The sequence below is a fragment of the Paenibacillus sp. Y660 genome, from assembly GCF_057221575.1.
Genome location: NZ_JBXBBJ010000023.1, coordinates 16,511 through 37,185 on the forward strand (window position 1 = coordinate 16,511; position 20,675 = coordinate 37,185).

Annotated in this window: 18 protein-coding genes; 9 read left to right on the top strand and 9 right to left on the bottom strand. The window is 50.6% G+C overall.

Annotated features, from left to right (window positions below; genetic code table 11):
- Nucleotides 1-60: 60 nt before the first annotated feature.
- The 4 genes from AC2TDN_RS20805 to speE all read right to left on the bottom strand — a co-directional run bounded on the left by AC2TDN_RS20805 (nucleotide 61) and on the right by speE (nucleotide 4,974).
- A complete protein-coding gene (locus AC2TDN_RS20805; protein WP_482069337.1) occupies nucleotides 61-570 on the bottom strand; it encodes a DNA-deoxyinosine glycosylase in 510 nt (169 codons plus the stop codon).
- Between the two features lie 156 nt (nucleotides 571-726).
- Nucleotides 727-2,997, bottom strand: a complete 2,271-nt coding sequence (locus AC2TDN_RS20810; RefSeq protein ID WP_484690084.1) for a bifunctional 2',3'-cyclic-nucleotide 2'-phosphodiesterase/3'-nucleotidase — start codon at nucleotides 2,995-2,997, stop codon at nucleotides 727-729.
- A gap of 243 nt (nucleotides 2,998-3,240) precedes the next feature.
- Nucleotides 3,241-4,110 (bottom strand): agmatinase, encoded by an 870-nt coding sequence (speB, locus tag AC2TDN_RS20815; protein WP_482069336.1) that lies wholly within the window; start codon nucleotides 4,108-4,110, stop codon nucleotides 3,241-3,243.
- A 36-nt stretch (nucleotides 4,111-4,146) separates the two neighbouring features.
- A complete protein-coding gene (gene speE / locus AC2TDN_RS20820; RefSeq protein WP_482069335.1) occupies nucleotides 4,147-4,974 on the bottom strand; it encodes a polyamine aminopropyltransferase in 828 nt (275 codons plus the stop codon).
- Between the two features lie 181 nt (nucleotides 4,975-5,155).
- Between speE and AC2TDN_RS20825 the strand changes: the two genes are divergently transcribed.
- The 7 genes from AC2TDN_RS20825 (at nucleotide 5,156) to AC2TDN_RS20855 (ending at nucleotide 13,152) form a co-directional block, all read left to right on the top strand.
- Nucleotides 5,156-7,255, top strand: coding sequence for a transglycosylase domain-containing protein (locus AC2TDN_RS20825; protein WP_482069334.1), 2,100 nt, complete (start codon nucleotides 5,156-5,158; stop codon nucleotides 7,253-7,255).
- A 172-nt stretch (nucleotides 7,256-7,427) separates the two neighbouring features.
- Nucleotides 7,428-7,718 (top strand): hypothetical protein, encoded by a 291-nt coding sequence (locus AC2TDN_RS20830; protein WP_482069333.1) that lies wholly within the window; start codon nucleotides 7,428-7,430, stop codon nucleotides 7,716-7,718.
- Between the two features lie 279 nt (nucleotides 7,719-7,997).
- Nucleotides 7,998-8,978, top strand: coding sequence for a ubiquinol oxidase subunit II (gene cyoA, locus AC2TDN_RS20835; protein WP_482069332.1), 981 nt, complete (start codon nucleotides 7,998-8,000; stop codon nucleotides 8,976-8,978).
- A gap of 62 nt (nucleotides 8,979-9,040) precedes the next feature.
- On the top strand, nucleotides 9,041-11,011 hold the full coding sequence (locus AC2TDN_RS20840) for a cbb3-type cytochrome c oxidase subunit I (protein ID WP_484690057.1): 1,971 nt from the start codon (nucleotides 9,041-9,043) through the stop codon (nucleotides 11,009-11,011).
- Complete coding sequence (gene cyoC / locus AC2TDN_RS20845) at nucleotides 11,011-11,652, top strand: cytochrome o ubiquinol oxidase subunit III (protein ID WP_484690058.1); 642 nt, start codon at nucleotides 11,011-11,013, stop codon at nucleotides 11,650-11,652. The genes AC2TDN_RS20840 and cyoC overlap by 1 nt, the downstream gene beginning before the upstream one ends.
- A gap of 1 nt (nucleotide 11,653) precedes the next feature.
- Entirely contained in the window at nucleotides 11,654-11,983 is a 330-nt protein-coding gene (gene cyoD / locus AC2TDN_RS20850; RefSeq protein ID WP_482069329.1) for a cytochrome o ubiquinol oxidase subunit IV, read from the top strand.
- Nucleotides 11,984-12,144: 161 nt separating this feature from the next.
- Nucleotides 12,145-13,152, top strand: coding sequence for a GNAT family N-acetyltransferase (locus tag AC2TDN_RS20855; RefSeq protein ID WP_482069328.1), 1,008 nt, complete (start codon nucleotides 12,145-12,147; stop codon nucleotides 13,150-13,152).
- 701 nt (nucleotides 13,153-13,853) lie between these two features.
- Here AC2TDN_RS20855 and AC2TDN_RS20860 read toward each other — a convergent pair.
- From AC2TDN_RS20860 to AC2TDN_RS20880, 5 genes are all read right to left on the bottom strand, one after another.
- Nucleotides 13,854-14,537: a hypothetical protein gene (locus AC2TDN_RS20860; protein WP_484690059.1), complete on the bottom strand. Its 684-nt coding sequence runs from the start codon at nucleotides 14,535-14,537 to the stop codon at nucleotides 13,854-13,856.
- Nucleotides 14,534-15,715, bottom strand: a complete 1,182-nt coding sequence (locus AC2TDN_RS20865; RefSeq protein WP_484690060.1) for a hypothetical protein — start codon at nucleotides 15,713-15,715, stop codon at nucleotides 14,534-14,536. Before AC2TDN_RS20865 ends, AC2TDN_RS20860 begins: the two co-directional genes overlap by 4 nt.
- 27 nt (nucleotides 15,716-15,742) lie before the next feature.
- A complete protein-coding gene (locus AC2TDN_RS20870) occupies nucleotides 15,743-16,303 on the bottom strand; it encodes a hypothetical protein (protein WP_484690061.1) in 561 nt (186 codons plus the stop codon).
- Nucleotides 16,300-16,977 (bottom strand): RNA polymerase sigma factor, encoded by a 678-nt coding sequence (locus AC2TDN_RS20875; RefSeq protein WP_484690062.1) that lies wholly within the window; start codon nucleotides 16,975-16,977, stop codon nucleotides 16,300-16,302. Before AC2TDN_RS20875 ends, AC2TDN_RS20870 begins: the two co-directional genes overlap by 4 nt.
- An 82-nt stretch (nucleotides 16,978-17,059) precedes the next feature.
- The gene (locus AC2TDN_RS20880; protein WP_482069323.1) at nucleotides 17,060-17,584 is read right to left on the bottom strand and encodes a YwhD family protein; all 525 of its coding nucleotides are present in this window, start codon (nucleotides 17,582-17,584) and stop codon (nucleotides 17,060-17,062) included.
- Nucleotides 17,585-17,690: 106 nt separating this feature from the next.
- Here AC2TDN_RS20880 and AC2TDN_RS20885 point away from each other — a divergent pair, with 106 nt between their 5' ends.
- Together AC2TDN_RS20885 and AC2TDN_RS20890 are read left to right on the top strand one after the other, a co-directional pair.
- Nucleotides 17,691-19,706, top strand: coding sequence for a M1 family metallopeptidase (locus AC2TDN_RS20885; RefSeq protein ID WP_484690063.1), 2,016 nt, complete (start codon nucleotides 17,691-17,693; stop codon nucleotides 19,704-19,706).
- Nucleotides 19,707-19,733: 27 nt separating this feature from the next.
- Nucleotides 19,734-20,549 (top strand): hypothetical protein, encoded by an 816-nt coding sequence (locus AC2TDN_RS20890; RefSeq protein WP_484690064.1) that lies wholly within the window; start codon nucleotides 19,734-19,736, stop codon nucleotides 20,547-20,549.
- Nucleotides 20,550-20,675: the final 126 nt, after the last annotated feature.

Here is a 20,675-nt window from a genome sequence, read left to right on the forward strand (position 1 = left end):
GTCTAATCTTATGTAACTACTATATACAGGAAGCCTCGCAATTTCAACGCTAGAGCGCGGTTAAGTTGTTGTATACGGCACAATTACCCGCCATGCCTCCACCCGATCCTCAAGCGTCCTCATCTTTGGTGTCGGGATGGGACTAGAGGACGGCAGCTTAAGCAGGGCGATATTTTTGAAGCTTTCATGACCGCGATAAAACTTATGAAAGGTGTCGTATGCTTTGCTTCCGTTAAAAGCGAAGCAGCGCAGCTCCGGATATTTTGCTAAAAGCTCTGGCAGCTTTTGCGGCACTTCCCCGCGTATATTTACATCCAGACTGCCTTCCCGCTCGCAAGATTCTATAACATCCCACAGCGCAAGGCGATGCTCTTTCAAGAAGGCGAGACGATTCTCATAGACTGGATCGGCATCGGAATCATTAAACAAACGATAGATAATGCGCCACATAAAATTTTGCGGATGTCCATAAAATTGCTGATGCTCCAGCGATTTCACGCTCGGCGCCGTCCCTAGAATAAGCACGCGCGCACGCTCATCGATAACCGGCGGAAACGAATAGATACGCATGGTTATTCCTCCTTATGTTCGTTCTCGCTGCTGCCGCTGCGACTTATTATGAGTTAAGTCCAGCCTAGATCATACGGGCACAACCGCCGCATGCAGCGAAAAAGACGCTTTCCGCTAACGTTACGCGGAAAACGTCTTTTTATCAACGCAGGTCGATTACTTGACAGGTATTTTAATCTTTTGGCCCGGATAGATCTTATTCGGGTTGTTCAGCTTATTGTAGCTCGCTAATTTCTGCCACGTCGTTCCGTGCTTGATGGCAATGGCATAGAGCGTATCGCCTGACTTGACCGTATATACAGCCTCCTGAGGCGTCTGAGGCACAGTCACAACCGGCTTCTCAGGCTCTGTAGGCGTAGCTTCCGGTTCTGTAGGCTTAACTTCCGGCTTTGTAGGCTTAGCTTTCGGTTCTGAAGGCTTAACTTCCGGCTTTGTAGGCTTAACTTCCGGCTCAGCCGGCTTCACTACGGCCTTCGCACTAAGGTCAAGCTTGAACTCCGCATAGCCGTCCTCTGTATCTGCCGCAAAGGCGATCAGCTTGTTCGCCTCATCCGCGGTCTTCGCTTCCGGCGATGTTTTGAAGGTAACATTCACCGTATCATTGATTGGAGCAAGCGACCAGTTGCCATCCGCAGAGGGATTGATCGTTTTGTTGTTACGAATGTAATCAATGACGACCTGACGGTTCTCGTCTGGTGAGGCGAGAATGATTCGTTTGCCATCCGGGTTAGCGAATTTGCTGGAGGAAGCGCGGTAGTTGTTGGAAGCAACCACGAACTTTTGATCCTCTTTAATCGGCTTGGCGTCAAACTGCAAATTGAGGATCCGCTTCGCGCCCTCGTTCTTAAGCACGCCATTCGCTTCATACTTCGGCGGCTGCGTAACATCGATCTGATAAGTCACGCCGTCGATCACATCGAAGTTATACGTCGGAAAGTCATTATTGATAAGCGCTTGCTTCTCCTTGCTCGCAGAATCGATCTGCAGGAACTGGCCTGCCGACCACTCGAGCCATTCTCTAAGCTCCGCTCCCGTAACGAGCACGGCATTTACCGTATTGGAGTACAAATACAAGTCGGCAACGTTCTTAATCGCTATGTCGCCTGCTTTAATATTCGTGTAGTAGTTCGCCCCTTGACGGCCGCCCGCTTTGAACGGCGCGCCTGCCGAAAGCACGGGAATGCCCTCGTATTCCGTTCCTTGCAGCTGCTTCTCGATATACCATTTCTGCGCATTCGTGACGATTTGGATGGAAGGATCATCTTGAATGAGCGCAAACCAGCTATTGATGGATGCTGTCGTCTTGCCGACAGGTCCCCGTACATACGCCAGCGTATTCTCATGATCCTCCTTCACCGCATCTACGACGGCTTGATCTGCATCTACAAGCGGCTTCTTGTTCACCGTATCGAAGATAGGCTTAACCGCGGTCTTCGAATCAGCAACCGTCCACTTTCCGTCCTTCTTCTCAAGCGTAAGATCTATAATGCCGAGATTATTTCCCCAGAAGCCCGGCTCCACGGAAGGGACGCCGTTGATCGTTCCTTTGGCGAGGTCAACGCCTGTTTTCCCTTCAAACGATTTGTCAGGGAACACCTTATGCGCATGCCCGAACAAAATGGCGTTAATGCCTGCAACCTTGCTCAAATAGAGCACCGAGTTTTCCATCAGCGGCGTTTGCGGAATATCCTCAAAGCCAGAGTGCGGAATCGCAACAATGATATCCGCTCCCTTCGCCTTCATTTCCGGTACATACTTCTCGGCCGTCTTCACGATATCTTTGACGACTACCTTCCCTTCCAAATGCGCTTTATCCCATTGTGTAATTTGAGGAGGAATAAAGCCGATTACGCCCACCTTCAGCGTATGCTTCGCGCCGGAACCGTCTGTTACTTCCTTATCAAGAATCAAGTATGGCTTAAACAAATTGACGTCGTTCGATTCGTCTTTATCGCCGTCCGCCTTATAAATATTTGCATTTACATAAGGGAAGTCTGCCCCGGCAAGCGCATTTTCTAAAAACTCCAAACCATAATTGAATTCATGATTGCCTAAGTTGCCTGCATCATAACCAAGTAAGTTCATAGCCTTATAGACAGGATGCGTCTCGCCCTGCTTCAGCTTATCAACCGTGGCGACATAATCGCCCAGCGGATTCCCTTGAATCAAGTCGCCGTTATCGAACAATAGGCTGTTCGGGGCTTCCCCACGCGCTTTCTTGATGAGCGATGCCGTCTTAGCCAGTCCGTATTCATCAGTAGGCTTGTCCGCAAAATAATCGTAGTTCATCATGTTCACATGCAGATCCGATGTTTCCATAATACGCAGCTGGACGGTACCTCCTCCACTTGATTCCGCCGCCATTACCGTGAGCGGCATTGCCGCAAGACTGACGGAAACAGCCGCTGCCAAGCTTGCCTTCCACATCGATTTGTAGGTTTTCGCCAACAAAAACTCCTCCTCAATTTCTCTTCTGTTTCTAGTATTCCCATGCATAAACTTGATGTTCCATTGTTTACCTTCATTATAATAATTTAATTATTCAGAATTGTCATGCGATTAATTTGTCGAATATTGTAGAATTTGTCGAATCTATTATAAATAACGCGAAAAGGCTTCGCCCTAACCGGATTTACCGGTTGGGCGAAGCCTCTTCACTATAAATAGAATTTATTTCAAAAATCCTAGCAGCATCTCGCGGATGACTTTCGCCGCAACGATCTGCGTTTGCTCAGTTGGATCATAAGCAGGAGCTACCTCAACGAGATCGAAGCCAACGATATTAACGCCTGAACGCGCAATCGCATGCACCGATTCGATGAGCTCCTTCGACGTAATGCCGCCCGCTTCCGCTGTACCTGTACCAGGCGCTGCGGATGGATCAAGCACATCGATATCGATCGTCAAGTAAACCGGACGGCCTTCGAGTTCAGGAAGCACCTTCTTCAGCGGCTCCAAAACCTCGAACGGATGGAAGTTGATGTTCTCCCGTGCGAATTGCCATTCCTCGCGTGAGCCCGAACGGATACCGAATTGGTAAATGTTCTGTCCGCCCATTAGACCGGCAGCTTTGCGCAGCGGCGTCGAGTGAGACAGAGGCTCGCCTTCATACGACTCACGGAGATCGGCGTGAGCGTCGAAGTGGATGATCGCAAGATCCGGATACTTCTTGTACACCTCTTGGAAAATCGGCCAAGAAACAAGATGCTCGCCGCCGAGTCCAACAGGGATTTTGCCGTCGTCCAGAACGCCGCGAACGAATTCACCGATGATTTCCAAGCTGCGCGCTGCATTTCCGAATGGAAGCAGCAGGTCGCCGGCATCGAAATATTCAATATCTTCAAGGCTGCGATCTAAGTAAGGGCTGTATTCTTCAAGTCCAATCGACACCTCGCGAATGCGAGGAGGGCCAAAGCGCGAGCCTGGACGGAAGCTTACCGTGAAATCCATCGGCATGCCGTAGATAACCGCTTTGGAAGCTTCATAGTTGTCAGAGCTCAGGATGAAGACATTGCCTGAATATTTTTGATCCAATTTCATGAGGCTTGTCCTCTCTTTCATAACATAAGCCGCTTATTACTTAATAAGATCCTCAACGAACTTAGGAAGCACGAATGCTGCCTTGTGAAGACGCGGCGTGTAGTATTTTGTATCGATTTCTGGAATAGCTGTCTCGTCAACAGCTGTTGGATCGTACTTTTTGCTGCCCATCGTGAACGTCCATAGACCGCTTGGGTAAGTCGGAATGTTCGCGCCGTATACACGAACGATCGGGAATACTTCCTTCACGTCTTTGTTTACGCTTTGGATAAGGTCAGCCTTGAACCAAGGGTTGTCCGTTTGCGCTACAAAGATGCCGTCTTCCTTCAAGGACTCGTAGATGCCTTGGTAGAAGCCTTTCGTGAATAGGTTTGCAGCAGGGCCGACCGGCTCTGTCGAGTCCACCATAATGACATCGTATGTGTTTTTATGATCATGAATATGCATGAAGCCGTCGTTCACAAGCACTTCAACTCGCGGGTTGTCGAGCTCGCCAGCGATGGTTGGCAAATATTTTTTAGAGTATTCAATAACTTTTCCGTCAATGTCGACTAGAACAGCCTTCTTCACCTTCGGGTGTTTCATCACTTCACGAATGACGCCGCCGTCTCCGCCGCCAACTACAAGCACGTACTCCGGATTCGGATGCGTAAAAAGAACAGGATGCGCAACCATCTCGTGGTAAACGAACTCATCCTTAACCGTTGTCATAACCATGCCGTCAAGGACAAGCATCGTTCCGAACTCTTCTGTTTCGATCATATCAAGCTGTTGAAAATCCGTTTGTTCATTAACATACGTTTTCGTAATCTTCGCCGTAATGCCGAAGCTGTCCGTTTGTTTTTCCGTATACCACAATTCCATGTCGAAAATCCCTTCTTTCCTTCAATCGTTCATCGTAATTATAGTAAATTAGGCCAAAAAAGCAACCTTTTCGACCCTTTATACAAAAATTTAATGATCCGCCGGCTCTGCGTGAATAGGGTGTTCCCCGTTTTTCCATACTAAGGAAAAGTGAAGCTATGCGCTGAAGGGAGCCCGCTCCATGAAAAAGCCTTCCAACCAGCAGGGCAAGCCAAGACGCCGTCCTGCTTTTCCTATAATGACCGAGAGGTTCCTTCCCCAATTCTTGAAAATAAAAAAGTGGCTGCGTTGGACTGCCGCCGCATTCACTCTAATGGTGCTCATCATGGTGGGCACGCTTATTTACTTGCGCATGCAGACGCTGCCTGTCGCTGCCATCAGCCAGACATCCCAAATGCTCGATCTGCAAGGCAACGTCATCGACACCTTCCATGCTGGCGAGAATCGCCGCTCGGTTCAGCTGTCGGATATTTCCCATTACGTTGTTGAAGCAACGCTGGCAATTGAGGATCGCCGCTTCTACGATCATCGCGGCTTCGATATGAAGGGGATGGCGCGCGCCGTTATGGTGAACGTTCAGAGCTTCTCCGCGCGACAAGGGGCGAGCACCCTCACTCAACAGCTTGCACGCAATCTGTATTTGACGCATGAGCGAACCTGGCAGCGCAAAATGAAGGAAGCGATGTATACCGTTCAGCTCGAAATGAGCTACTCCAAGGATGAAATTCTCGGCATGTACCTGAATCAAATTTATTACGGCCATGGCTCCTACGGCATTGAAGCCGCTGCGATGATGTATTTCAATAAGCATGCTTCCGAGCTCTCGCTTGCAGAAAGCGCCATGCTCGCCGGCATTCCGAAGGGGCCAAAATATTATTCCCCCTATTTGAATATGAAAAACGCCAAGGACCGTCAGCTTACCATTTTGCAGGCGATGCTCGAAGGCGGCTCCATCACGTCTAAGCAGAAGGATGCCGCTTATGCAGAGGTGCTAAGCTTCCAAACGCTCGGCTCTGGCGAGCAAGAGGGTTTCGCGCCGTACTTTCGTGATTATATAAGGTATATAGCTGTCGACAAGCTAGGCATCAACGAGCATTTGCTCAACGAGGGCGGCATTACGATCTATACGACGCTTGATCCGGAAGCCCAAGCGACAGCCGAAGAGGTCATTGCGGATGGGATTCCAGAAAGCTCGGAGCAGCAGGCCGCGCTTATTGCCATCGATCCGCGCAACGGTTATATCAAAGCGATGGTCGGCGGCAGAAACTACAAGAAGAACCAGTACAACCGCGTATTTGCCAAAACGCGCCAGCCTGGCTCCTCCTTTAAAGCTTTCTTGTATTTAACTGCCCTGCAGAGCGGATATATGTCGCCTATGACGCGATACAAGAGCGAGCCGACCGTGTTCACTTATGATGAAGGCCGCAAGACATACGAGCCTCGCAACTACGGCGATAAGTATTTGAATGAGTTAATCGATATGCGGAAGGCGCTGGCAAGCTCCGATAATATTTACGCCGTCAATACAATCATGACCGTTGGCGCTGATAAAGTCATTGAAACCGCGCGGAAGCTCGGCATTGAGAGTCCCATGCAGCCGGTTCCCTCCCTCGCGCTTGGCACCTTCCCGGTCAGCCCGTTTGAAATGGCCTCCGCCTTCGGCACGTTCGCAAATGGCGGCATTCATGAGGAGCCAATCGCGATTATTCGGATCGAGGACCGCAAGGGCCAAATCTTATATGAAGCGGAGCATAAATCCGAGCAAGCAGTGACTGCAGCGGAGGCATATGTGATGACCAGCTTAATGGAGAGCGTCTTCGAGGAAGGCGGCACCGCATTCCGGGTCTCTTCTATTATTAAGCGGCCTGTTGCAGGCAAGACAGGCACGACGCCTGCGGATGCATGGCTGGTGGGCTATACACCCGAGCTGGCGACAGCCGTATGGGTTGGCTACGATAAGGATCGCAAGCTAACCGTTGCCGAGGCTTATCGCGCTGCGCCCATATTCGCCAAGTTTACCGAACAGGCGCTTGCCTCCGTACCGCCTAAGATCTTCCCGATTCCGGAAGGCGTCGTGACGGTGTACATCGATCCGACCAGCGGGAAGCTGGCGGAGAGCAGCTGTCCGAACAAGAGACTAGAAGCTTTCCTAAGCGGGACGGAGCCTACTGAGGTATGCGGCGAGCCAGCGGGCGAGGACGGCAGCGATTCTGCGGGAGATGGAGCAAAGGCGGGCCGCCGTTCTTGGTGGACGGATTTGAAGCGCTGGTGGACAGACTAAAGAGTCCGCTTCTTTCATATCCTATAGTGGCTGCCGCTCTTGCCGATGCCATGACCTTCGCACATTTTTGTCCGATTTATGATCAAAAAGTGAATTTTCTTTGAACAAAAGCATAATGTTGTGTTATAGTAAGCATAAGAAAACACTTACAATGTAAACGGGAGTGTTCAATATGACAACGAAAACAGCAACAATTAGCCATGTTCAGCCTTCTAAGTCAGATGTCAAGCGTCTTGTCAAAGCGATGACAGCTATTGCTTGGGTTGTTCTTTCCATCGGTGTTCTGCTCAGTGTAGCCAACTTAAGCCACTTCAGCGATCAAAATGTCGGACTTATGGTCGGCATCGGGTTCCTAATCGGCAGCGTTCATATTTATGTCATCGGCACAGCGATTGGACTCGTCCACGCACGCCTGAATCAAGAGCAGCCGCCCCACGAATTGAGCGAGCATGAACACAAATAATGGCCGCATTTAGCGGAGCAATAGACAGTCCTATTTGGTCGATGACCGATGGGGCTGTCTATTTCTTTTTGACATGAGACAAAAATGAATGAGTTTGGTAATCATAGGTACAGCAATTCGCGTGAAGAATGCTCCTAAATGCAATGCAACAGTTGTCTAAGCAGTGAACTTTCTATTACAGAAAAAAGACGAATTTTTGACGTTATTGTTAACCCCGCAGTTATTCCGTTGCGGATCTGCTATTGTAGTCGTAAGCAGTAATTTTGAGGAGTTGAACTGATGATGAGACCGTATCTTCGCATGCTGACACCCGTACTTATTATGTTAATGGCCGTTCTGCTCTCCGGCTGCGGCGAGCAATACATTGTGCTCGATCCGAAAGGGCCAATCGGCGAGTCTCAAAAAGACTTGATTTATTTTTCTACCATTCTGTGTGCGGTTATCATCGTGCCTGTACTCATCCTGACGGCCGTTATCGTCTGGCGGTACCGCGATAAACCAGGCAGCAAGGCTTCTTATAAGCCAAACTGGGAGCATAGCACGAAGCTTGAGATTACGTGGTGGAGCATTCCGATCGTAGCCATCCTAATCCTTGCTATCGTCACTGTTAAATACACCTATGCGCTTGAGCCTTCCAAACCGATTGAATCGGCTAAGGCGCCCATTACCATTCAGGTCACATCACTTGACTGGAAGTGGCTGTTCAAATATCCCGATGAGGATATCGCGACGGTCAACTACATCAAGATACCGGAAGATGTGCCGATTAAGTTTCAAGTAACGGCCGACACGTCGATGAACTCCTTCTGGGTTCCACAGCTCGGCGGGCAAATTTATTCCATGTCCGGCATGGCCATGACCCTATTCCTCCAAGCAGATGAGCAAGGCAGCTATTATGGCTCCGGCGCAAACTTCACGGGTAAAGATTTTGCGAAAATGACCTTTAAGGTCGATGCTACCTCGGAGGAAAATTATAAGGCGTGGGTAAGCGAAGTAAAAGCGTCGTCTCCAGCTCTGACAATGGAAGGCTTCGAGAAGCTAACCGAGCCAAGCACATCGGACGTACAGCTTTTCTCCAGCTTCCCTGAAGGCTTGTTCAATAAAGTCGTCATGCAGTATATAAATGGCGGCGGCGGTGCTCATCAGCATCATGGCGACGAAGCAGCAACGGCTCCGGCAGCCGCTGATGAAGAGAAAGCACCGGCTGACACGGACGCAAGCAGCAATGACTCTAACGCACATAGCCATGCGGGTCATTAAACCAGTAACAAGCGAATGCTTTTGAAGCGAGTTTGTTCCACAAACTTTTAGGAGGACCCCAAATGTTAGACAAAATTAAAGACTTCGCATCCGAATTTTTCGTTACTGGCGATCCGCTTATTCTAGGGGCTCAAGTGTCGATTGGATTGTCGATTGTCGCAATCATATTCGTTCTTACCTTTTTCAAAAAATGGCGCTGGCTTTGGACGGAATGGCTGACAAGTGTCGATCATAAGAAGATCGGCATCATGTACATCATCGCCTCCATCCTTATGCTGTTCCGCGGCGGCGTCGATGCGCTGCTCATGCGGGTTCAGCTAGCCGCACCGGAGCTCGAGTTCCTGGTTCCGGAGCATTATAACCAGATATTCACAACACATGGCGTAATCATGATTCTGTTCATGGCCATGCCGCTTATGTTCGGTCTATTCAATATCGTCGTTCCTCTGCAAATCGGAGCGCGCGACGTCGCCTTTCCGTTCCTGAACTCCCTAAGCTTCTGGATGTTCTTCTTTGGAGCGATGCTGTTTAACGTTTCCTTTATTATCGGCGGCTCGCCTGATGCAGGCTGGCTCGCATATCCGCCGCTCTCTGAGCTCTCGGGCAGTCCGGGACTCGGACAGGACTTCTATATCTGGGGTATTCAGATTTCAGGTATCGGCTCCTTGGCAACCGGTATTAACTTTGTCGTCACGATCTTAAAAATGCGTGCGCCAGGCATGAAGCTTATGCAAATGCCGATGTTCGTATGGTCGGTGCTCTCGTCTTGTATTACGATTATGTTCGCATTCCCGATTTTGACCGTTACGCTGTTCCTTCTATTCATTGACCGCTATCTCGGCGCGCATTTCTTTACGCTCGACGGCGGCGGCAATCCGATGATGTACATCAACCTCATCTGGATGTGGGGACATCCCGAAGTATATATCGTTATTTTGCCGGCATTCGGCATATTCTCCGAGGTCGTCTCGGCGTTCTCGAAGAAAAAGCTCTTCGGCTACAAATCGATGGTATTCGCCCTTATGTCGATCAGCTTCTTCTCCTTCTTCACTTGGGCGCATCACTTCTTCACGATGGGCTCCGGCGCCAACGTCAACGCATTCTTTGCTTTAACGACGATGCTGATCGCTATACCGACCGGGGTAAAAGTGTTCAACTGGCTGTTTACGATGTATCGAGGCCGAATTAAGTTCTCCACTCCGATGATGTGGACCATTGCGTTCATACCGTGCTTCGTTGTAGGCGGGATGACCGGGGTGCTCCTATCGGTTGCACCGGCTGACTTCCAGTTCCATAACAGCTACTTCCTGATCGCGCATTTCCATCAGGTGCTTATCGGCGGTGTCGTGTTCGGTTACTTCGCAGGTCTCTACTACTGGTGGCCAAAAATGTTCGGCTTCCGCCTGCATGAGGGACTTGGCAAATGGGCATTCTGGTTCTGGAACATCGGCTTCTACGTTTGTTTCATGCCGCAATACGCGCTTGGCTTGATGGGTATGACACGCCGCTTCAACGCATACGACTTCGATATGGGTTGGCAGCCGCTTAACGTTGTATCCACTGTAGGTGCGTTCTTAATGGGTATCGCGTTTATTTTCCAAGTGTGGCAAATCGCGCACAGCATCAAGTTTTTCAAGAAAGAAAAAGACGGCGACGCATGGGATGGCCGTACGCTGGAATGGTCCATTCCTTCGCCTGCGCCGCTTTATAACTTTGCTCGCTTGCCGCAGGTTACGAGCCAAGACGAGTGGTGGGAAGAGAAGCAGCGCATTGCAAATGGGCAGCCTGCAAAGCCGCTCGCTCCGCTTGAGCCGATTCATATGCCTAAAAACTCAGGCATCCCGTTCATCATGTCGCTATGCTGGTTTACAGCTGGCTTCGGGTTCGTATGGGATTGGCTGTGGATGGCGATACCGGGTCTAATCGGCGTAGCCATATGTATGCTTGTTCGTTCGTTCTCCTACGATACCGATTACTACATTCCGGTAGATGAGATTGAGCGCACGGAAGCAGCGTTAAGGGGGACAAAATAATGGCACATGCAGTTTCCACTCCAGCAGGAGCGCATGGCGGACACGGTGCCGGTCACGGCGGCGGTCACCATGATGACCATCACGATCAAGAATCGATGAAGTTGTTCGGCTTCTGGCTGTTTCTAATAACCGACGTTATTTTATTCGGTACGTTGTTCGCTACCTTTGTCGTCCTTCGTCTCAATACGGACGGCGGACCGACAGGTGCGGATTTGCTCGAAATGAACGGCATTATCATTTCGACCTTCATTCTCCTGACAAGCAGCTTCACGAGCGGTATTGCCGTTCTTGAAATGAACAAGGGGAACAAGCGCGGCTTGATTCTCTGGCTCGGGATTACCGCATTGCTAGGCGCATCGTTCGTCTTTCTAGAGGTCAACGAGTTCATGCACTTGGTGCATGAGGGCGCTAATATTGGAACGAGCGCCTATTGGTCAGCCTTCTACGTCCTCGTCGGGACGCATGGACTTCACGTATCGGTCGGTCTCGTCTGGATGGTCGCGCTGATGCTTCAGCTTAGCCGCCGCGGCATCACTCCGGTCACCAAGCGCAAAGTAAGCATTATCAGCTTGTACTGGCATTTCTTGGACGTCGTATGGATCTTCGTATTCACGATCGTTTACTTGATGGGGGTGATGTAGGATGGAGAAGCATAACACGCATGCGCAGGATGCGCACGGCTCCCATGGCGGGTCGATGAAGTCTTACGTCATCGGTTTTCTATTCTCGATCATTCTGACGATCATTCCGCTCGTTGTCGTCATGAATGATATGCTGAGCAAAACGGCTACGACCGTGCTCATTCTCATCATGGCGATCTTGCAGTTCGCTGTTCAGCTGATCTTCTTCATGCACATCCGTGACGAGGAGAAGCCCCGCTTCAACCTCATGGCGCTAATATTCGGCCTCGTCATCTTGCTGACGATCGTCGCCGGCTCCATCTGGATTATGACTTACAATGCAGTTGGCTGATCATCAGCAGCCGTAGATAATACACCTAATAAAGGCTGTGCCATCGTTAACTAACGGTGGCACAGCTTTTTTGATTATAGCCAAACTTTCCCTTTCGACGCTTGAGCACCACGTGGGATAATCTGGTTAAGGATTGTTCAAATGAAAGCGAGGCAACAACCATGTCAATCAAGCTTCGTCCTCTGCAGCTGCCGGATGATTATGAGCAGCTTGCGGAATTGTTGAATCAAGTATGGTCAGAGCCGACTACAGCAGCTAATCTGCATGAGGCGGACCAGAAGCTTAAAGAGGTCGGGCACACCTGGATGGATGAGAACGGGCTGCTCGCCGGATACGATCGGGAGCGCCGGGTTGCGGTTACGGAGAGCGGAGAAATGGTCGGCTATATCTGGTCATGGCGAGCACCATGGACAGAGCCGGGTTATTTGTGCAACACACTTGTCGTGGATGCGGCGCACCGCAATCGCGGAATAGGGCAGCTTCTGCTTCATCACGCTTCGCAATGGGCGCTGAAAATCGGCGCAACCACGCTGATAACGGAAGTATGGGATGACAACGAGGATGCGCTCCGCTTTGCGAATCGGAGAGCCTTCGTTATCGAGCGCCACGCGTTTCAATCGCTTCTGCAGCTCGGCAGCGATGAAGGAAAGCCTCTAGCGGATATTCCCGCTATGCCCGAACCAGCAGGGCTGCGCTTTCTAACGCTAGCCGATGAGCCCGGTGAGGAAAGCGAGCGAAAGCTGTATGAGCTCTATAAGGAGACGCTGGTGGATATCCCCGGCTTCATGGGTGATGTGCCCGAATTTGGAGAATGGCGCAAATGGTATTTGAAGGTGGACGGCTATGCGCCTGAGCGGGTCATCATCGCAGCGGACGGTGATGCCTTCATCGGCATTACGAACGTTTTGCATAATGCTAAATCCAACGGCATGTATCATGAATATACCGCCGTGAGCAGAGCCTATCGCGGCAAGAAGGTAGCGCTTGCTCTAAAAATAAAAGCGATAGAGCTTGCACAACTGAATCGCGCCTCGTATATTCGAACGGACAATGATTCGCTCAACGAACCAATCCTTCACATCAATCGCAAGCTTGGCTACGTCCCTCTGCGCGGCTCCTACCGCATTCTCGCTCCTGTTGCGCAGGTCATGGATATTCTGAGCAGATGAGCCCCTAAATCAAAATGGGGCTGTCCCAAAAGTGTTCACACGGAATGGGAACAACCCAATTCTGTTCGTTAACTTGTTCCTATCTATGAAATTTTTCAACCAGCTGGTTGAGAGTCCTGGAGCTCCTGTCATTCGCTCCTTAACCTTACTTTCCACTGGCTTTTTCGCTTATTCCAGCGCTCATTGTTCTAACCCGTATGTTTGAAATAAAATGCTAGCTCAAGTCATTTCAGTTTTGTGGAATGAACAGGAAAAACTCCATCTATTTTCCTAATAATACGTCAGTTCGTTCATGTAGCTGGAAAAACTCCCGTTAATCGGAACACATACACCGAAATAGGGTCAAAAGCGAGATATTAACGGGAGAAAATCCATCTAAACCTTATTTTTGCCAAAAACTAGTTGAAATAACGGGAGTTTTTCCCGTTAAAGGTGACTCAAGAGGGCTCAGCCCCATGCATGATTGAACCCGAGACTACAGAAGAACCGTGGATTCTGCCGATTCCTGCTTCGTGGCATGCCATAGGTAAACCTGGAGGGTGGGAGACTTTCGCTTGTCCACAATCTCATGAAGCCAAGCAACCATAGACCTGAATAGAAAAATAGCGGTACAGGAATAGCCCCCTGTACCGCTATTTTTTTCACTTCCAACAGTCCATTCAAAGCGAGCTATCTTCCCAGCGAGCATACTGCTTTTGGGATCACCGGCCTCGCTGCACAACCTCGACGCCCTTCGGTACAGTGAGCGTGAGCTCCGCGTTAACGGTGTCGGAGACGAACCCGCCATCGCGGTGTTCAACCGACCCAATCATGACGTACATCGTCTTGCCGACGATATTGGTTTGCATCATTTTATGATCCAAGCTCTCCAGCTTCTCGGCGGACCAGTAACTTACCTGTCCAAAAAGCTTCAGCTCGCGCGTATCGGTCTCCCCATATTCTACGCTGCTTAACGAATGGATGACGATTTTCTCGATCTCCGCAGGCACCTTCACCGCTTTGGCGTCAACAAACGCCGAACGCTGCGACATTTGCAGCCCGCGCTGAAGCTCATCGAATAAGCCGGTCGACATAAGCAGGGAGAGCCCGAGGCTTGCGGTTCCGATCACCCCGACAAAAAAGACGCTTATCCAGTCATAACGCACGATTGCCCGCTCGCTGCTGGAAAACTTCAGATAGAGCAGCAGCTCTGCGCCCAGCATAATAAAAACAATCGGCGCTACCCACATGAGCACGTCATAGGCTTCGATATTTTGCCAAAGGGATACCGCCAGCGCAGTACCCATGAGCATCAGCGTCACGCCCATGGACAACGAGCCGACGCGCCAGGTGCGTATGCCGTCTGGTGCTTGAACCGCCGGATTAGATAGGTTCACTGTACTCACCGCGACTCCTCCTCTCGCTTGCTGAGCGACGTAGGGGTCGCAGGCGGAGCCCCAGCCCCTTTTCCTATATTCGTCATTTTATTTCTTCCAAAGGCTAGACGCTGGCCAATCATAATCATGATGAACGCCACTACAACCGTTGGGACCATATACTTGAGCTGCTTGTATTGCGAATACAATTTTTCCGAAATGCGATAAGTTGCCTCTAGTGCCACTTGATCCAGCAAGTAGTAAACGCCAAAACAAAGCAGTGCGATGCCGAACCAGCGCTGATAGGGGACAAGCTGCGTCAATACCGGCTCATCGACAAGCGTCTGACGCTCGTAGCGAGACGTCTGCTGCAGCGCATCAAAGAATGCGAAGCACCAGAACAGCGGAAGAAGGAAGAAAAACAGCGACAAGCGCATATTGTCCATAATATAAATGGTCAAGAGGAAGCCGCCCATGAGCTGAAGTCCCCGCTTCTGCAAGCCCAAATAGAGATGGCCCGCACCTGGGAAAATCGACAAGGCAATCGCCAGCACCTTGCTTTTGCGCCCGGAGGAGATGTACGACTCCATATCCTCGAATATGGCGCGGTCAACGAGAATTTCCCCGCGCTGCTTGGCATGCAGCTTGCCGATCGCGTCAAACATGCTGTATACCCATATGACGGGCAGCGCCAGCAAGAAGACCAGCAGCTCAGCTCTATGCGTGATCGTGCTCAAGAAGACGATAATCGCAAACCAGCCAATGAACGAGATCATAAACGTAATGCCGCGCTGCATGAGCCCGATACTCATATGCCCAAGCCCCGGAATAAAGGAGAGCATAATCGTACGCGTCTTCTCACGCTGGTATTCCAGATTTAACGGCACATAACCAGCACTATGCTCGGCATAAGGATCATAGGGATTGTGGTGGTTCACTTGCCCCCCCAGAGGCCCTTTTCCCAGTAAAAGGGTGAGGATCATATCGATCATGTTAATCATCCCGCTTGCTATCGCGACAAACAGCAGGAAATAACCAAACCCGTCATCGAAGAACGATGAATTTGTAATCGCCAATAGAAGAAGCAATCCTAGTGGGCCACAGAAAGCTCCACCATACAAGACGGCGCGTACCGGACGGCCAATATAGGCATGCCCTGCGCCTGGTATAAACGAAAGTAAAAACGCCGCTAAGGGGCTTTTGCTCATTGCTGATTCATTCCTTTCCTTGTCTTATTATTTATAACGTGTCGCTCGAAGCCCATCCAGCCATGATCCGGTCTGGTCGACCATTTTGTCCGACCATGATTCTGATCGCTCAGTAGCAGCTTCTGGCTGCTTCGGCGGCTCTGCTGGCTTAACATTTACATTCAAATTTACGTTCAAATTCACGTCGATCTGCGCCAGCTTCTGAGAGAAGGTGGCAAAGGTGCCGCTGGCAAGCAGCAGCAGCGTTATCGAGGCGGCAATTGTATAATGCGTTGCTGGATGCTGCAGCCATTGATGGAGACGGCGAGGCTTCTTCTGCAAAGGGCTGGCCGTGCTCGGTTGTTCAGCCTGTTCACTATGAAGCACCTGCTCGCTTACTAGCTGCGCCAAGACACGCTCCTCCATTAGCTCCATATCCGGCGGGCGAAGAGACGCTTCATTCTCGGTTGATTCCATGATCGCTATAAATAGCTGCAAGCAAGAATCGCAAGCAGTCAGATGCTGCTCCGCCTGCATACGCTCAACCTCATTTAGGGCGTCGTTTACATAGCAAAACATTTGATCCGGCGTTATATGCTCATTTCTCACTCGAAATCCTCCTTCCGCCAATGGCGCCTCATCCAGCTTCTTGCGCGGTAAAGCCTTGACTCTACGCTTTTGAGTTCCAGGCCCGTCTCAGCCGCAATTTGTTCATATGATTTGTCTTCCATATAATAAGCGGTTACGACTTCACGATAATTATCCGGCATTTCTTCAACCCGTTCGCGAACGTGCTGCCTGTCCTCCTGCTCAATGGCGAGCTGCTCGGCTGCCGGCATTGAGGCGGCAGCCTCTTGCAGCTTGTCCGACATTTCCTCGCTATCAATCAGCTCTTCCGGCCTTCGGGCTTTGCTTCGCTTGAAATCGATCGCTCGATTAACGGCAATGCGGGTAATCCATGTCTTAAGCCCATCCAATCGGCAATTCGGAAGGGAGCGATAAATTTGCAGCAGCACTTCCTGCGTGATATCCTCCGCATCATGCGGTGAATGAAGTACCGCGAAGACTGTTCTATATATATAAGGACCATATGCCTGTACGAAAGGGCCATAATGCTCGGGCCCGCCCTCTTGTACCGTTCTGATCCAATCCTCGTCTTGAATGTCGCTCCCCTCCTTCCCAATCTTATAGACGACAGCTCGCCCATCATACCCTGCACATGCAGCCAAAAAACTTTTTATTCGTTTCCGGTGAGCCTCCAACAACGCGGAAAACCTCATCATTCGCAAGAGTAGCTCTACGAACGATGAGGTTCTCATCCTTTATTGACGTTATGCTCCTGCCGGGCACGAGCACCGCACGCTGTTAAACGTTCAAGTCTTGCTTAAGCTCTTCCGGGGAACGATCCCACCACTCCTCGTTATGCTCCACAAGCAGCTTGCGAAGCGCCGCTCTCTCCACATCGCCAAGCTCAGTCAAATTATAGCGCCGTTTGAGCGCCTGATCCAGCTTGTTCACGTGGTCGGGAAGGATCTTCCATCCACGGCGAGCCTCGGTATCGATCAGCATCTCACATGCTGTCGCGCCTGCATAATAGGACCCTTCCTCATTGCGGTCGACTGCAACCCATACGATCCAGCATTGACGGCCATTCGGCGTATCCTCTTTATTCGGCGTAAACTTAATGCCGCGCTCGACCTTACTCTTCGCATGCATCGCGCCAACATCGATATAAGCGACGCCATCATCAATGATTACACAAGCTACGGCGCTCAAATCGATCGTTCCTGCTCCAAAGCCTTTATGTTTTTTGCTGCTCACTACGTTGAGCGACAGTGATTTCTTTTCCTTCTTTTCCGGCTCGGCCGGCTGTCCTTGTTCTTCCGTCATGCGTATTCACACCTTCCCCCATACAATAATTCCATTTTAGCTAATAATCCTTGAAAAGCAAACATATACATGCTGTAGATGCTTGTCAACGGGAGGGAAACGTTCAATGACTCCACGCTATTTCAAACGCATTTTACTCGTAATACTCGCAGCTGTACTGCTCGGCTTGTCTGTGCAGCATGGCTTCGGGACTGCTTGGCAATCCCAATATACCTATGCTTTCGCCCCCGCCGCCAAAGCCAAGCAAGCACCTGCCCCTGCTCAAAATTCGTCCAAGCCGCCGCTTGTACAGGAGCCGAATACGGTTATGACACCTAAGCCGCAAGCGCTCAGCAAACGTGTCGTTGAGTACCATATCAACGTTCATTTGCTTGATGATGCGAAGCGCTTGAATGGCGATCAGACCGTAACCTGGACCAACCCCGGCAAAAAAACAGTGTCCGAGCTCTATTTCAATCTTTACCCGAATGCCTTCCAATCAGACAAATCAACGTTTATGAAGGAATCAGGCGGCAAGCTGCGCCAGGACAAAGCAACTACGAACAGCCAAGGCTTTATGAAGCTGAATACGCTGGAAACGCTAAATGGCGAAAGTCTACTGCCTCGTCTGCAATACGTGCAGCCCGACGACGGCAATACGAATGACTTCACTTTAGCCAAAGTACGGCTGCCAGAGCCAGTTGCTCCAGGCAAGTCCGTTACGCTGCGCATGGGGTACGAGGTGAAGCTGCCCGAGGTATTCGCAAGAATGGGCTACTCCGGTAATTTTGTCATGGCGGGGCAATGGTTTCCCAAAATCTCGGTTTACGAGACAGTCGGCACGAGAGGTCGAACCTCCGAAGGGTGGAACGTCCATCAATACCATGGAAACTCCGAATTTTACAGCGACTTTGGCATATACAGCGTTCGGATTAAAGTACCCGAGGCCTACACGGTTGCGGCAACCGGCTTCCAGACGAAGGCTATTGAAATCAAGGATCAAATGAAGGTTTACCAATTTTATGCCGATGACGTTCATGACTTTGCATGGTCGGCGTCACCGGACTTCGTCTATGAGGAAACCGCCTACTCCGATACGGGCATACCTGGAGTACGGATTAAGCTCTATCTGGATCCGAGCCATGCCAAGCTGAAGGATCGTTATATGCATGCAGCCAAATCCGTGCTCGCAAGCTATGCGAAATGGTATGGCGAATACCCTTACAGCACGCTGTCGATCGTCGTGCCTCCCAAAGGGGCTAACGGTGCTGGCGGCATGGAATATCCAACGCTCATTACCGCATTCGCAGCCGAGAAGGAAAATCCCGGCTACGATTTGGAGCGAACGGTCGTGCATGAGATCGGCCATCAATATTGGTACGGCATGGTCGCCTCCAATGAATTCGAGGAAGCTTGGCTGGACGAGGGATTCACGTCCTACGCCGAGGACAAGGTCATGGAGACCGCGTATGGAATGGAAGCGAATCTGCCTATGGAAGCCAGCTACATGACCAATCCTGCGCCGCTCAAGCAGCCATCCTGGGCATACGGCAGCCACACGCAATACGCCGAGAACGTATACATGCGAGCGAAGCTCGTGCTCGTTGGCATTGAGAATCAAGTTGGCTCCAGAACGATGCAAAAGATTTTACGGACCTATTTCCAAAAATATAAGTTTAAGCATCCTTCCACTGCCGACTTCCAGCGTGTCGTAGAGACGGTGACGAAGGCGAGATGGCATGATTATTTCAGCCAATATGTGTACGACGACCAAATGGCCGATTTCTCGGTCGAATCGATCCGCGTTCGCCCGGTTGCGCAAGATGGCGCCAATATGTACGAGTCAGTCGTGCTCGTCAAGAAGAACGGCGGCAGCAACGGCGAGATCAAGGTCGTTTTGCAGTTCACCGACGGCAATAAATTAACGAAGCTATGGAATGCCGAAGAATCTCACGTTCAATATACGCAGCTGCATTCCGCGCCGCTCAAATGGGCAATGATCGATCCGGGTCACAGCAACGTACTCGACAATAAGCTTATCAACAACTATATGCAGGCCGAGCTGCCGGAGGATAAGCGCACGAGGTGGAGCATTGGCGCAGTCAAGCTGCTCGAAGGGCTGCTCGGGTCGCTGAGCTGGTAAGTAATTGCGTTCAAGGAGCGATAAACGATGAAGATACATGTGAAGCAAGGCTGGCAACTCGCGGTTAAACATTTTTATCTTGTTATTTTATTATTTTTGTATCAGCTGCTATGGGGGTTTTTCCTCTATCGCTTCATTGATTCGGTCGTCTCGCCGCTGCTGCGGCGGTATCCGAGCTCCTATCCGTCCGACACCGCTGCCCAGCTCTTCTTGACCGAAGCCCAGTTCCAGCTGTTCAAGACCGATTTGATCACTCCGTATGTGTGGACCCTCGGCAGCCTCATGGTTATTAGAATGCTGCTAACGCCCTTGTTTAACGCCGGTCTGTTCTACTCGCTGAATCAAACGAGATTAGTCGGAGGAACCCGCTTCCTTGAGGGCATTCGCAAAAACTGGAAGCCTGTTGTGCTTCTGTACTGGATGGAAAGCGTCTTATCGCTGGCTCCCGCTTGGTGGCTGCTCCCGCGCGGCTTCGATGCGCTTCTGGAGAGCGGCTCCATTCCAGAGCTGCTGGGAGCGGTGCTGCCTGGGGCCGGCCTGTGGCTGCTGTGGGGTACGGTGCTGCATCTGCTGTTTCTAGCTATGCAATTCGGCGCCACATCGGGCGAAGGCGTATTCCGTTCCTTATGGAAGGCTCTTCGAAACTTTATCTCCTTCGCAGCCATTTCACTCATCATGTGGGGGATCGGAGCAGCTGCCGGGCTCGTTGTCACCAGCTTATCGATGCTCTGGGCCGGCTTGTTCGCGCTCATCCTTCATCAAGGCTATTACCTCGTAAAAACAGTAGTGAAGGTATGGACCATAGCCGCGCAGTACGATTGTCTACAGACGAAACAATCCTAACCTGAAGAAGCCTTCGGCTCCACAAATTATTGTGGATACGAGGCTTTTTTTATTTTCAAAATAGACCGCAACTAAATCATGCAATTTCTGTATATATAGATGAAAGTAAATGAACAATGGAGGATA